Raw genomic sequence first — 12,668 nt, 5'->3', positions numbered from 1 at the left:
CCGTACGGTATCGCCGCGCACGCCGACGACGCCGCGGCGGTCGCGGCGGCGCTCGCCCCGGACCGCCCGGTGCTCGCCGGGCACTCCATGGGTGCCTTCACCGCCGGCCTCGCCGCGGTACGCCACCCCGCGCTCTTCGGCCCGCTGCTCCTGGTGGACGGCGGGGTCGGCTTCCCCGCCCCCACCCATCTCTCCCCGGACGAGCTGATGACCGCGGTCATCGGACCGGCCATGGACCGGCTGACCATGACCTTCCCGGACCGTGCCGCGTACCGGGCGTTCTGGCAGGCGCACCCCGCCTTCGCGGACCGGTGGACGCCCGAGGTGGACGCGTACATCCAGCGTGACCTGACCGGGTCCGAGCCGGAGTTGCGGTCCTCCTGCCGGCTGGAGGCCGTCCGCACCGACGGGGTCGGCCTGTTCGACGAGGACGTGCTGGCCGCCGTCCGCCGGCTGCCCGGCCCCGCCACCCTGCTCTGGGCGGACCGCGGCCTGATGGACGAACCGCAAGGGCTCTACGACCAGGAACGCCTGGACGCGGCGGCGTTGGACGGCGTGATGGTCACCACCCTGCGCGCACCGGACACCAACCACTACACGGTGCTGACGGGCGAGGCGGGCGCGGCACTCGTCGCGGAACTGCTGCTGGAGGCGGCGGACCACGACGACGAGGGGGCCGCCTGATCGCCCGCAGTGGTCGATCCGCTGCCGGCCCGGCCGAGAGTGCGCCGGGTGGACGCGGTCGGTGGGCCGATCGCCGCGTCGGAGGATCTCCCGGGCTGGTGGCCGTACGGGGGTACTCGCGGTCCCAGCGCCTGGAGTAGGGCGTGCTCCGCCGTCCGGAGGGGGCACGATCCGTCGCCGAAGGCTCCAACCGGATCATGGCGGCGGTGTCCTCGTCCACGCGTACCCGATCGCCTGCGCGGTCTGCTCCGGTCGGGACGAACTCGGCGCGCCCCACGCCTCGTTGCCTCCACGAACCGAAATGTCATGATCGTCCGGGAGCGGGAACAACTACCCTGGTGCGCATGGCGATACGGAAGCGGACGTGGCGGGACGAGGGCGGCGAGCGTATCGAGGGCACGTGGCGGCATGCCTTCATCCGCAACGGCGCGAGGTATCACCTCACCGACCTGGTGATCTACGCCGACGGAATGGTCGACTGCTGGGGGTTGGAGACCCTGGAGGGCTTCGCCGGCAAGCTCGCCTCCGGATGGGTCGCCACCGACCTGCCCGAAGGCGCCCGGGCATCGGCCCACCACCTCGCTTCATGGAAGTTCGCCGAGCCGAAGACCTGGCTGACTCCCGAGATGCTGCTCGGCGAGGTCCGCGACGACATCGACAACCTCAACGGCCGCCCGGACTCCACACGCCGCTGCCTCACGGCCGTCGACGTCTTCCGCAAGCAGCCGACCGAGGCCCACCGGACCGCGGTTCGAGAAGCCTACGAGGATGTCCCGGCACACCTGCGGAGATACGCCCTGGGCGACATGGACCGCAAGGACTTCCCCCTCAGGGTGATCGTGACTGGCCCGGGCAACCAGATCGAGCTGTGGAAGGGCAACAGCGTCGAGGTGACCGACGAGATGCACGCCTCCGCCTTGGAGTACTTCGCGGAGCGCGAGCAACTGAGGAAGCGGCACGAGGCGAAGACACCCGCGGACGGCCCCACAGAGCCGGTCGGGAGCAGCGTCCATCTTCATCAGGTCGTCGACCCGCGCGGCCGGCCCGAGAATCCGGGCACCCTCGTGCTGCGCAACGAGTTCCCCGCGCCGATCGCCGTGGGAGGTCGTACCTATCCCACGGTCACGCACGCCTACTGGGCGCTGTCGGTCGCCGATGAACGCCGGCAGGCCGAGATCCTCGGCACGGAACGGCCTCATGACGCGCAGAAGCTCGCTGAGGCTTCCCGCCTGCGTGACGACTGGCCCCGGGTTCGGCTTGCCGTCATGACGCGCTTGCTGCGCGCGAAGTTCCGGCAGCACCCCGAGTTCGCCGAGACGCTGATGGCCACAGGCGCCACCCGGTTGATCTACGCCGAGACCAGTTCGAACTTCTGGGGGCAACACGGGCTCGAAGGCCGGAACTGGATGGGCCGACTGCTGGAGCTGACCCGCTCCGAACTCGTGGCGGCCGAGCTGGACATGTAAAGGGTGTTGCGGAAGTCCCGTCCGTCCGGCGACGCCTGGCACGCACGCTCGCCGCGTTGTCGGGGTCGCCCCGATGCATCCGGTATCGGGGCGACCTTCCGCCGTACGATCGCACGCACCGGACGCCGCGGACCGGGACCCGCCTTCCGGGCGGACGACGGCGCCACGTTCGAAACCCGCCCCGGCCATGCCCATCCGGAGCACTTCGGCGAAGTCGCCTCGATCGAGTGCGTCCGTACCCGTTGATCGTGAACGTGTGCAGATGAACGGCGCCTTTGCGGTCCGGGACCGCAAAGGCGCCGTGCCGGGTCAGGAGACGGCGGTGCCGTACACCTCCAGACTCCACAGCGAGTAGCCGTACGAGGTGCCCCGGGCCGTGCCGTGGACGCGGACGTAGCGGCCGGTGGCGCTCAGGCCCTCGACGCGCTCCACTCCGCCCGCCCCGGAGGCGGTGGAGTAGGCGGTGGTCCAGGACGAGGCGTCGTCCGACACCTGGACCGTGTAAGCGCGCCCGAAGGCGGTCTCCCACACCAGACGTACGCCGCCGACGCGGTACCGGGCCCCGAGGTCGACGGTGATCCACTGCGGATCGGCGTACGTGCTGCCCCAGCGCGTGGCCGGGTCGCCGTCGACCGCCTTGGACGCGTCGCGGCCGGTGACGTTCACGCTGGACACGGTCGCCACCGCGCCGCGCGCCAAGTCGGTGCGTCGGTCGTCCAGATCGCCGAGGAAGGACCGGGTGGCGGCGAGCCAGCCGGAGGACGGGACCGCCGCCTGGCAGGCCGTGTCGCAGGTCTCGCTGATGGGCCAGCCGCCCCAGACGACGGCGCCGGGCAGGCCCAGCTCCCTGATGGTGGCGAGCTGCACGGACCACTGGGCCGCGGGGACGAAGGTGTAGTCGAGGGAGGACGGCGAGGAACCGCCGTGGTACTGGGGCCAGACGTACGGCAGCAGCGGTACGTCGGCGTCCACGGCTCGGGCCTTCGCGACGTCGGCGGTCAGGGTGGTGTTCCAGGCGTCCTCGCCGGCCGAGTAGGTGTAGAGCGACGGGAAGAAAGCGGTGTCGGGGTCGGCCGCGATCAGGTTCCGGTAGTAGCCGTAGTTGGCGCTGATGGTGTTGTTGAGCAGCCCGTACCAGCCGATGACCTGGCCGGGTGCGACCTCGCGGGCCCAGCTCTGGAGTTGCAGCAGGCGCGCGTAATGGTCGGCGGCGGTGCCCGTGGAGTTGAGGTAGAGGGTCTCGCAGTCCAGTACCAGCGGGCCGTCGGTGTTGCGGTTGTAGGACTGGACGATGCTCTTCCACTCGGCCTCGCCGGGCAGTGCGCCGTCCGCGACGAGGGAGGCGCAGATGCGGGCGGGGACGAAGCTGGAGAGGACGGAGGCACCGCCGAGCGCGGCCGAGGTGTACGCGGTGTTGTCGTACAGGGTGAAGTCCGGGTCTGCGGTGACGGCTCGGGCGGGCCCGGGTACCGCGAGGGCGGCGGCCACCAGGACCGCCGTCAGCACGGCGGTCAAGAGCGCGCGCACGCGGGCGTGCGGAGCCAGGGCACACGGGGCGACGGTAAGCACGGTCGGTCTCCTTCTCCTGCGGGGATGTGCCGGGGTGAGAGCGTGCGGGCGATCGCGGCGCCCGCCTTCAGGCGGCGGTCACACCCAGCAGGCCGAGCAGGGCCTCGCGGGTGGCGGCGAACCGCGGATGGGCGTGACGGTCCGAGGTGCCGAGGCGGCCGGCGATGTCCAGGTCGGCGGCGAAGCGGCCCTCGTCGAGGACCAGCACGCGGTCGGCCAGCGCGATGGCCTCGTCCACGTCGTGGGTGACCAGGAGGACGGCAGGGCGGTGGCGGGCGCACAGATCGCGCAGCAGCGCGTGCATGCGGATGCGGGTGAGCGCGTCCAGGGCACCGAACGGTTCGTCCAGCAGGAGGAGACCGGGCGCCCGGACCAGAGCGCGGGCGAGCGCGGCGCGCTGGGCCTCGCCCCCGGAGAGCGTGCCGGGCCAGGCGCGCTCCTTCCCGGCGAGCCCGACCTCGGCAAGCGCGGCGCGGCCCTGCTCCCGGGCGGTGGTACGGGAACCGGGCAGGCCGAGCACGACGTTGTCGAGCACTCGGGCCCACGGCAGCAGACGGGCGTCCTGGAAGACGACGGCGGTCGCCTCGGGCACCTCGACCGTGCCGTCCGCCCCGGGGTCGAGCCGGCCCGCGGCACGCAGCAGGGTCGACTTGCCGGAGCCGGAGTGGCCGAGCAGCGCCGTGAACTCGCCGGGGGCGATGTCCAGATCGACTCCGGCGAGGACGGTGCGGTCGCCGAAGCGGCGGACCAGGGAACGGATGCGTACGCCCCGCCCGGCGTACGGCGGTTCGGTGCCGGGGCTCAGGCGAGCGTCGTCCGCCATCGCAGAGCCCTCCTTTCGACGTTGCGTACGAGGGTGTCGGAGGCGAGCCCGAGCAGGCCGTAGACGACCAGGCCGACGACGATGACGTCGGTCTCGCCGAAGGTGCGGGCCTCCGTCATCAGGTATCCGATGCCGCTGGTGGCGTTGATCTGCTCGCTGACGACCAGGACCAGCCACGACACGGTGACGGCGAGGCGCAGCCCGGTGAAGAAGCCCGGCGCGGCGCCGGGCAGCACGACCCGCAGCAGGAACAGCCGCCGGGAGAGGCCCAGCACCTGGGAGAGCTCGGCCCACTTCAGGTCGAGGCCGGTCAGCGCGGCGTGCGTGTTGACGTAGATCGGGAAGAAGGTGCCGAGCGCCACCAGTATGATCTTCACTTCCTCGCCGATGCCGAACCAGAGGATCGCCAGCGGGACGAGTGCCAGGATCGGCAGGGCGCGCAGCAGTTGGGCCGTGCCGTCGATCACCGCCTCGCCGAGCCGGGAGAGCCCGGCGAACAGGGCGAGGACGACGGCGCAGACCAGACCGAGAAGGAGCCCGACGGCGGCACGCTGCAGTGAGGCGAGCAGGTTGTGCCCCAACTGCCCGTCACCCGCCAGTTCCCACGCGGTCGAGGCGACCGTGCCCGGCGAGGCGAGCGTCTGCGGGTCGAGCGTGCCGGTGGCGGCGGCGAACTGCCAGGCGGCGAGCAGCAGGAGCGGACCGAGCGCCCGGGCGAAGGGCACCCGCGCCCCGAGGCGCCCGGGTGCGCGAACGGCGCGGCGCCCCCGGGGCGTCGCGGCGCCTTTCCCCGTCGGCGCTTCCCGCGCCGTCGGGGCGCCGGGCCGTGGTGCGCCTGTCCGGGATGTGTCCGTCCGTGGCGTGTCCACCCCTGGCGTGTCCACCCGTGGTGTGCCGCTCACTTCGCCGCGCCCTGCTGCACCGCGTCGAAGCGGTTGTCGAAGGACTTCGACACGTCGAGCTTGTCGATGGCGCCGCCCGCGGCCAGTACGTCGGCGACGTCCTGAAGTGCGGCGGCGGCCTTCGCGTAGGTGGGGATCGACGGGGTTCCGTTGTTGGCGACGACCGCCTGCCCGGTGGCCCTGTCGACCTTCTGGACCTTGACGTAGTACTCCTCGACCCACGCCTCCTCGTGTGCGGCGAGCCAGAGTTCGGCCTTGGTGAAGCGCGTGGAGAGATCGGCGAGGGCGGCGGACGTGGCCCGGTCCGCGAGCGCGTCACCGGGGGCGATGACGAACTGCAGACCGCTGGTGAGACCCGTGTCGCCCGCTACCTCGTGTGCGCCCCTCTTCTCGTAGGCGGTGGCGTACTTGGTGACCAGCGGTTCGGTCAGGGTGCCGGCGTCGACCTGACCGGAGGCGAGGGCGGCGGGTATCTGCGAGGGGTCGGAGAGCTTGACCAGGGTGACGTCGTCGGCGGACAGCCCAGCTTTCCCGAGTGCGTTGAGAACGGCGGCCTGGAAGGTCGTGCCCTCGGTGTAGGCGATCTTCTTGCCCTTGAGGCCGGCGAGTTCGCGCACATCGCTCTCGGGCGCTGTCCACAGATGCGTGGCATCGGGACTGTTCTGCACCACGCCGGTGATCTTCACGTCCTGGTCGTGGGCCTGGGCGAAGACGACGGGCGCGTCCGAGACGAATCCCGCGTCCGCCTCCCCGGCCCGGAACGCTTCCAGGACGGCCGGACCGCCCTGGAAAGCCTCGTACTCGACCTCGTACGGGAAGTCCTGGTCCTGACCCGCCGCGTGCAGGATCGATTCCAGCAGCCGGTTCTGGTCCGCGATACGCAGCACCGTGCCCTTGGGCACCGACGTCGCCAGCGGGGCGGAGGCCGCCGGGGCGGCCCCGACGGACGAGGAGCCGGAGGTCTCCCGGCCGCAGGCCGAGGCGGACAGGGCCACGGCGGTGGCCAGCGCGGCCAGACCGAACATGCGGCGCGGCAACGGGCGAAGAGCAGAAGGCATGGGGGAACTCCGGTCGAAAGCGGCCGACTCGTCGGCGGACGTGACTCGAATACGGCGCTCATGGTGGCGACCGCCCTCCTTTGATGTCAACGCGCGATCGGAAAATAATTTTCGACATTGCGGGAGTGTTGCAATGCGCTGACCTGCGAATATGTGTCCTGGAGTGTGATTCGCTTCCCGTGAAGGCCCATGATGCGTGCGATCTGTTCGTAAATATTTTACGAACCGGGGCCGCGTCCCGGAGCAGCGCTCGATTACAGTCCCGTTCCGTGCGCTCCTGCTACGTCTTCCCCTCCACCGTCGCCGACCCGGCCTCACCGGGAGCGCGCGGCCTGCTCGCCGCCGCCGCGGCTGCCGGGCTCGACACGGTCGTCACCAAGAGCGAGGCGGCCACCCCCGCTCTCGCCGCCGAGACCCGCCGCCACGGCCTGCGGCTGCTCGCGAGCGTCGCCTGCTTCCGGGGGCCGGAGGGCCCGGCCGTGGTCGGCGACGACGGGCGCGACTGGCAGAGGATGGAGTGGTACACCGGCGTGCGGCCCAACGACCCCGACCACAACGAGAGGTTGGTGCGCCGCGTCGCCGGACTGGCCGCGGTGACCGAGGCCGACGGACTCGTCCTCGACTTCCTGCGATGGCCCCTGCACTGGGAGCGGGAGCTGCGCCCCGGCGCCCGCCCCCGCTCGTCCTCCTACGACACCGCGACCCTCGCCGCGTTCACCGCCCGCAGCGGTGTTGGACTGCACGGCGACACAGGCTCGGCCGCGGCCCGCCGCATCGCGCGCGACCACGCCGACGCCTGGACCGGCTTCCGGTCCGACACCGTGACCGGCGTGGCCCGCCGACTGCGTGACGCCGTACGCGCGACGCGCCCCGGGCTGTGGCTCGGCGCGTTCCTCGTACCGACCGAGGACGCGGAGAGCCGCCGGAGGCTGGTGGGCCAGGACGCCGCCGCGTTCGCGGAGATCTTCGACGGACTGCTCCCGATGACCTACCACGCGATCACTCACCGGGAGCCTGCCTGGGTCGGCGCCGTGGCGCGCGCCCTGCCGTCCACCACACCCGTGATCCCCATGGTGCAGACCACGACCGACGCCCGCCGGGCCACCGGCGCTCCAGCCGACTGGGGCCACCGGCTGACCCTCGCCGACTTCACCGAAGCGCTGCGCCACGCACTGACCTCGGGCGACGGCCGGTACTGCCTCTTCCCCGCCGAGGGCCTCACCCCGGACCACTTCGACGCCATCCGCACCGCGCACGGAGCCGCACATGCCCGATGACCTGCTGGACCTCATCCGATCCCGCCGCGAGCAGATCCCCCGCGCCGAACGGTCCCTCGCCGACCACATCCTCACCGACCCGGCCGCCGCCGCCGAACGGACCATCAGCGACCTGGCCCGCGACGCCGGTACCTCCGTCGCCACCGTGCACCGCTTCTGCCGCAGCCTCGATCTGCGGGGCTACGCCCAGCTTCGCCTCGGTCTGGCGGCGGAGGCCGAACGGCTGCGGGCGAGCACCCGCGACGACACCCGCGCCGGCCTCGACCTGCTCGCCGACATCGGCCCCGACGACTCGCTCGAACAAGTGGTCCGCAAGACCGGTTACGCCAACGCCCGCGCGGCCGAGGAGACCGCCGCCCACCTCGACCTCGACGCGCTCGCCACCCTCGCGGACGCCGTCGGCGCCGCCCTCCGTACGCTGGTCGTCGGCGTCGGCTCCAGCGCGCTCGCCGCCCAGGACGCGGCCGACAAGCTCCTGCGCCTCGGCCACGGCGCGGTGGCGCGCAGCGACGTCCACGCCGCGCTGACCGACGCGGCCCTGCTGCGCGAGGGCGACGTCCTGATCGCGATCAGCCATTCGGGCCGCCCCCGCGAGATCACCGGAGTGCTGGACCAGGCCCGCGCCGGCGGAGCCGTCACCGCCGCGGTCACGTCCAACCCGCGCTCACCGGCCGCGGCCCGCGCCGACGTCGTCCTGCTCACCGCGGCCCGCGAGACCACCGTCCGCAGCGGCGGCACCGCGTCGCGCACCGCGCAGCTCACCGTCGTGGACTGCTTGTACGTGGCCCTCGCCCAGCGCGAACACGAACGCACCGTCGAGAACCTGCGCCGCGCCCACGACGCGGTGGCGCGGCACACCCTGCGCAGACCGCGCGCCTGACCCCGTACCTCCCGATCCCCACCGAGGACGCAGACACCCATGCCCGGCCACATCTCCTCCACCCCCGTACTGCCTCCCACCGAGCGCCGTAACCCCGCGACGTTCGAACTGGACCGGCTCCGCACCCCCGAACTCCTCGCACTCATCAACCGCGAGGACGCCACCGCTCCCGCGGCCGTCCGCGCCGCGCTGCCCGACCTCGCCCGCCTGGTCGAACTCGCCGAACATGTCCTCGCCGGCGGAGGCCGTGTCCACTACTACGGTGCCGGTGCGGGCGGGAGGATCGCCCTCAACGACGCCCTCGAACTCGGCCCGACCTACGGCGTGGGACCCGAAACCGTCGTCGCCCACCTCGCAGGGGGTCCGGTGGCGGGCTCCACGGCCGTCGAGGACGCCGAGGACACTGGCCCCTCCGGCACCCCGGACGACCCGGTCGCCCGGGACCTGGTGATCGGAGTGACCGCCAGCGGCCGTACCCCGTACGTCATCCAGGCCCTGCGGGCCGCGCGCACCGTCGGTGCGGTCACCGCGCTCCTCTCCGGCGACGCGGAGGCCCCGGCCGCTGCCCACGCCGATCTGCACGTGGTCCTCGACACGGGTCCCGAGGTGGTCACCGGCTCCACCCGGATGAAAGCCGGAACGGCGCAGAAACTCGCGCTCAACGCCTTCTCCACCGCCCTCATGGTCCGCACCGGCCGCACTTGGTCCAATCTGATGGTCGCCGCCTCGGCACGCAACGCGAAGCTGCGGGCCCGCGCCGTACGCACTCTGGTGACGGCCTGCGACGTCACAGCGGAACGGGCCGAGTCCCGCCTCGACGCCTGCGACGGAGAGACCGCGACGGCCCTGGTCTCGCTCCTGGCCGACACCACCCCCGACCGCGCCCGCACCGCCCTCGCCGACGGTGGCGGACGTCCGTTCGTCGCCCTGGCACGGGCGATGCGCGCCGATGGCCCCGCCTGACGTGGGACATCCGGCGCTCCCCGGGCCTGGTTTCCGGACCCCCGCCCGGTGACCGGTGCGACGCTGCGGCTCAGGGACTCAACCGGGACAAGCGCAGAGCGAGTTGAAGTTCCAGCGCGCGGTCCGGCTGGTTCCAGTCCGGGCCGAGGAGCGCCTCGATGCGGTCGAGGCGCTGCACGACGGTGTTGACGTGCACGTGCAGCGCTTCCTTGGCGCGGGTCAGGCTGGTGCCCGCCTCGAAGTAGGCGGCGAGTGTGCGGACCAGCTCGGTGCCGCGCCTGGCGTCGTAGTCGAGGAGGGGGCCGAGCGTGGCGCGGACGAATCCGCCGACGTCTCTGGCGTCCCCCAGCAGTACGCCGAGGAAGCCGAGTTGGTGCGCGGAGGCGCCCTCGCCCTGCCGGCCCAGGACATGCAGGGCGCGCAGACAGCGCACCGCCTCCGCGTGCGCGGCCGCGAGGGCCGCCGGGCCCGTGACCGGACCCGCGGCGGCGACGGTGACCGGGGCCCCGGTGAGATGGCCGAGCTGGGCGGCGGCCGCGCGCGCCGCCCGCTCCGGGGTGCGTTGTCCGTCGGTGGTCACCAACAGCACGACCGCACCGGCGTGTTCGGCGCTCGCGCTGCCGCCGGGCGAGCCGAACAGATGGCGCACGACGGCCGAACCCAGCCGGTCCCTCGCTTCCGGCACCGTGTCGGCGACGAGTACCAGACGCGGCCGGTCGAGGTCCACGCCCAGCCTGCGGCCCCGCTCGGCCAGCAGCGCCGGATTACGGCCCGCGTCCGTCAGCAGGTCGGTGACGAGCTCACCCCGCACCCGGTTCTCGGTCTCCGCGACCGTGCGCCGCAGCAGCATGAGCAGGCCGGTGACGACCCCGGCGCGTTCGAACATCCGGCGGTCGGAGTCCTCCAGCGCGACCCGCCGGTGCAGCACCATGATGGCGAGCAGCTCCTGTCCCGCCAGGACCGCGCAGATCCACCGCCCCGCCCGGTCCACCGCCCGGGCCGCCGCGCGCGACTCCTCGGCGGCGGCGACCAGCCAGAGCGCGTCCATCGAGTCGGCGGCGAAGGGGCCGCCGTCGTGCCGGACCGCGGCGAGCGGCCGTCCCGCGGGATCGTGGACGGTGAGCGCACCGTCGAGCAGCCCCGCCACGGCCGCCGCCACGTCCCGGACGTCGCCGCCGCGCAGCACCAGGTCGGTGAGCCGGTCGTGCGCCTCCTCGGCGCGCTGCACGGCCGCCGAGTGGGCTCGCACCAGCGCGTTCACCTCGGCGAGTTCGGCGAGCGCGGCCCGGGTGTCGTGCAGGGCCCGGGCCGTGTCGATGGCGATCGCGGCATGCGCGGCCAGCGACGAGAGCAGCGCCACCTCGTCGGGGCCGAACGCGCGGGGCGAGCGGTCGGCGGCGAACAGCACCCCGATCACCTTGCGGTCCTCGCCGTGCACCGAGCCGAGCAGCAGCGGGACGCCGAGAATGGCGACGAGACCCTCCTCGAACACACCCGCGTTGATGTTGCGGGTGTGCCGGAACCGGTCGTCGGTGCGGTAGTCCGGGGTCGCGTACGGACGGGTGGTCTGCGCGACGAGACCGCCGAGCCCTTCGCCGAGTTCGAGCCGGAGGTTCTGGAAGACCGGTGACACCGAACCGTCCGTGACCCGCATGTAGGTGTCCCCGGCCTCCTCGTCCGGCAGGGTCAGATAGGCCGTGTCCGTGCCGAGCAGCATCCTGGCCCGCCGGACGATGGCCTTCAGCACCTCGTCGAGTTCGCGGGAGGCCGCGAGGTCGCCCGCTGTGTCGAAGAGGGCGGTCAGTTCCAGCTCCCGGCGACGGTGCGCGCGCAGCGACCCGCGCACCCGCAGGGCCGTGGCCACCGCCCGCTCCGTCTCGGCGAGGTCGGCGCCGCCGACGCCCGCCCGGCGGGCCTCCCCGGTGACCGCGCCCAGCGTCTCGGCGGGGGCGTCGTCGGCCAGCATCTCCAGCAACCGGCGCAGATGAGGGGCGGCGGAGGATTCGGGCGGCGCCACCGGGGCGGCGCCCGGGTGCGAGGGAGCGGAGGCGCCGACTCCGGGTCTGGGCGTGCTCCCTGCTGCCGTGCTGGTGTCCATCTCGGTCTCCCTGCTGTTCCCCCGTCCCTCCCGCCGGCCACCGGGCCGCCGCCGGGCCGGTGGGCCCGCGGAGCGGAGGAGCCGGCCACGCCGGTCGGACGCGGGCGGCGGAGCGGGAGGGGCGGACCGCGCCGGACGGACGCGCGTCCTGTGATGCGCACACCCTGCCAGCCCGGACCGTCCGCGTCACCCCTCGTGAACTGGCCTTTCAACGGCGGCCGATCGCGTGCGGCGAGGCTCGCGCACGCGCCCGGAAGGCCGTGACGCCCTCAACGGGCCGTCCACGCCCCGTCCATCGGCAGCGACGCCCCGCTCATCGACCCCGCGTACGGACCGCACAGCCAGAGCACGACCGCACCGACCTCCTCCGGTTCGATCAGGCGCTTGACGGCACTGCGCTCCAGCAGCACCCGCTCCAGCACCTCCTCGGGCCCGATGCCGTGCGCGCGGGCCTGGTCGGCGATCTGGCCCTCGACCAACGGGGTGCGTACGTACCCGGGGTTCACGCAGTTGCTCGTCACCCCGTGCGGGGCGCCCTCCAACGCGACGACCTTGCTCAGTCCCTCCAGGCCGTGCTTGGCGGCGACGTACGCGGACTTGAAGGGGCTGGCCCGCAGACCGTGCACCGAGGAGATGTTGACGACCCGGCCCCAGCCGCGCTCGTACATCCCCGGCAGGGCACGGCGCAGGATGCGGAACGGGGCCTCCAGCATGACCCGCTGGATCAGCGCGAACCGGTCCGGCGGGAACTCGTGCACCGGCGCGACGTGCTGGAGACCGGCGTTGTTGACGACGACGTCCACCGTGTCGACCGCCAGCGCGTCCACCTGCTCCGGGTCGGACAGGTCGGCGGTGTACCGCACCGGTGACCTCGTTCGCTGGACCGGTGACGGGCACATCGCCTACGTCGCCCGCGCGGACGGACAGGTGAAGCTGCGCGGCTACCGC

General features: G+C 73.0%; 10 protein-coding genes and 1 pseudogene. 5 read left to right on the top strand and 6 right to left on the bottom strand.

Annotated elements, in window-relative coordinates:
• Positions 1-684: alpha/beta fold hydrolase (locus ACWD3D_RS23845; RefSeq protein WP_451462845.1), on the top strand; the 684-nt coding region annotated here is incomplete at its 5' end.
• 344 nt (positions 685-1,028) lie between these two features.
• On the top strand, positions 1,029-2,150 hold the full coding sequence (locus tag ACWD3D_RS23840; RefSeq protein ID WP_451462844.1) for an NADAR family protein: 1,122 nt from the start codon (positions 1,029-1,031) through the stop codon (positions 2,148-2,150).
• Between the two features lie 309 nt (positions 2,151-2,459).
• On the opposite strand, the gene ACWD3D_RS23835 is transcribed toward ACWD3D_RS23840, so the two are convergent.
• From ACWD3D_RS23835 to ACWD3D_RS23820, 4 genes are all read right to left on the bottom strand, one after another.
• Entirely contained in the window at positions 2,460-3,719 is a 1,260-nt protein-coding gene (locus ACWD3D_RS23835; RefSeq protein WP_451462843.1) for a discoidin domain-containing protein, read from the bottom strand.
• Between the two features lie 67 nt (positions 3,720-3,786).
• Positions 3,787-4,542 (bottom strand): ABC transporter ATP-binding protein, encoded by a 756-nt coding sequence (locus ACWD3D_RS23830; protein WP_451462842.1) that lies wholly within the window; start codon positions 4,540-4,542, stop codon positions 3,787-3,789.
• Positions 4,521-5,411: an ABC transporter permease gene (locus ACWD3D_RS23825; protein WP_451462841.1), complete on the bottom strand. Its 891-nt coding sequence runs from the start codon at positions 5,409-5,411 to the stop codon at positions 4,521-4,523. Before ACWD3D_RS23825 ends, ACWD3D_RS23830 begins: the two co-directional genes overlap by 22 nt.
• 29 nt (positions 5,412-5,440) lie before the next feature.
• Positions 5,441-6,502, bottom strand: coding sequence for an ABC transporter substrate-binding protein (locus ACWD3D_RS23820; RefSeq protein ID WP_451462840.1), 1,062 nt, complete (start codon positions 6,500-6,502; stop codon positions 5,441-5,443).
• 269 nt (positions 6,503-6,771) lie between these two features.
• Here ACWD3D_RS23820 and ACWD3D_RS23815 point away from each other — a divergent pair, with 269 nt between their 5' ends.
• Genes ACWD3D_RS23815 through ACWD3D_RS23805 form a run of 3 tightly spaced genes read left to right on the top strand, consistent with a single transcriptional unit; the run spans position 6,772 to position 9,622 of the window.
• Positions 6,772-7,779: a hypothetical protein gene (locus ACWD3D_RS23815; protein WP_451462839.1), complete on the top strand. Its 1,008-nt coding sequence runs from the start codon at positions 6,772-6,774 to the stop codon at positions 7,777-7,779.
• Positions 7,769-8,659 carry a MurR/RpiR family transcriptional regulator gene (locus ACWD3D_RS23810; RefSeq protein WP_387364457.1) on the top strand — a complete coding sequence of 297 codons (891 nt, stop codon included), beginning with the start codon at positions 7,769-7,771 and terminating at the stop codon, positions 8,657-8,659. The genes ACWD3D_RS23815 and ACWD3D_RS23810 overlap by 11 nt, the downstream gene beginning before the upstream one ends.
• Before the next feature lie 39 nt (positions 8,660-8,698).
• Positions 8,699-9,622, top strand: coding sequence for an N-acetylmuramic acid 6-phosphate etherase (locus ACWD3D_RS23805; RefSeq protein ID WP_451462838.1), 924 nt, complete (start codon positions 8,699-8,701; stop codon positions 9,620-9,622).
• 70 nt (positions 9,623-9,692) lie between these two features.
• On the opposite strand, the gene ACWD3D_RS23800 is transcribed toward ACWD3D_RS23805, so the two are convergent.
• Together ACWD3D_RS23800 and ACWD3D_RS23795 are read right to left on the bottom strand one after the other, a co-directional pair.
• Positions 9,693-11,588: a helix-turn-helix domain-containing protein gene (locus ACWD3D_RS23800; RefSeq protein ID WP_451462846.1), complete on the bottom strand. Its 1,896-nt coding sequence runs from the start codon at positions 11,586-11,588 to the stop codon at positions 9,693-9,695.
• A gap of 401 nt (positions 11,589-11,989) precedes the next feature.
• Positions 11,990-12,668, bottom strand: a pseudogene (locus ACWD3D_RS23795) (SDR family oxidoreductase); the annotation flags it as partial.

This window comes from Streptomyces sp. NPDC002690 (genome assembly GCF_053592415.1).
Note: the sequence above shows the minus strand (reverse complement) of the source record. Positions and strands in the feature narration are given on the sequence as shown.

Bases quoted from the DNA above. Each gene is read 5' to 3' on its own strand.
- ACWD3D_RS23820 (WP_451462840.1), bottom strand. From the start codon at position 6,502: ATGCCTTCTGCTCTTCGCCCGTTGCCGCGCCGCATGTTCGGTCTGGCC.
- ACWD3D_RS23830 (WP_451462842.1), bottom strand. From the start codon at position 4,542: ATGGCGGACGACGCTCGCCTGAGCCCCGGCACCGAACCGCCGTACGCC.
- ACWD3D_RS23805 (WP_451462838.1), top strand. From the start codon at position 8,699: ATGCCCGGCCACATCTCCTCCACCCCCGTACTGCCTCCCACCGAGCGC.
- ACWD3D_RS23810 (WP_387364457.1), top strand. From the start codon at position 7,769: ATGCCCGATGACCTGCTGGACCTCATCCGATCCCGCCGCGAGCAGATC.
- ACWD3D_RS23800 (WP_451462846.1), bottom strand. From the start codon at position 11,588: ATGCTGGCCGACGACGCCCCCGCCGAGACGCTGGGCGCGGTCACCGGG.
- ACWD3D_RS23840 (WP_451462844.1), top strand. From the start codon at position 1,029: ATGGCGATACGGAAGCGGACGTGGCGGGACGAGGGCGGCGAGCGTATC.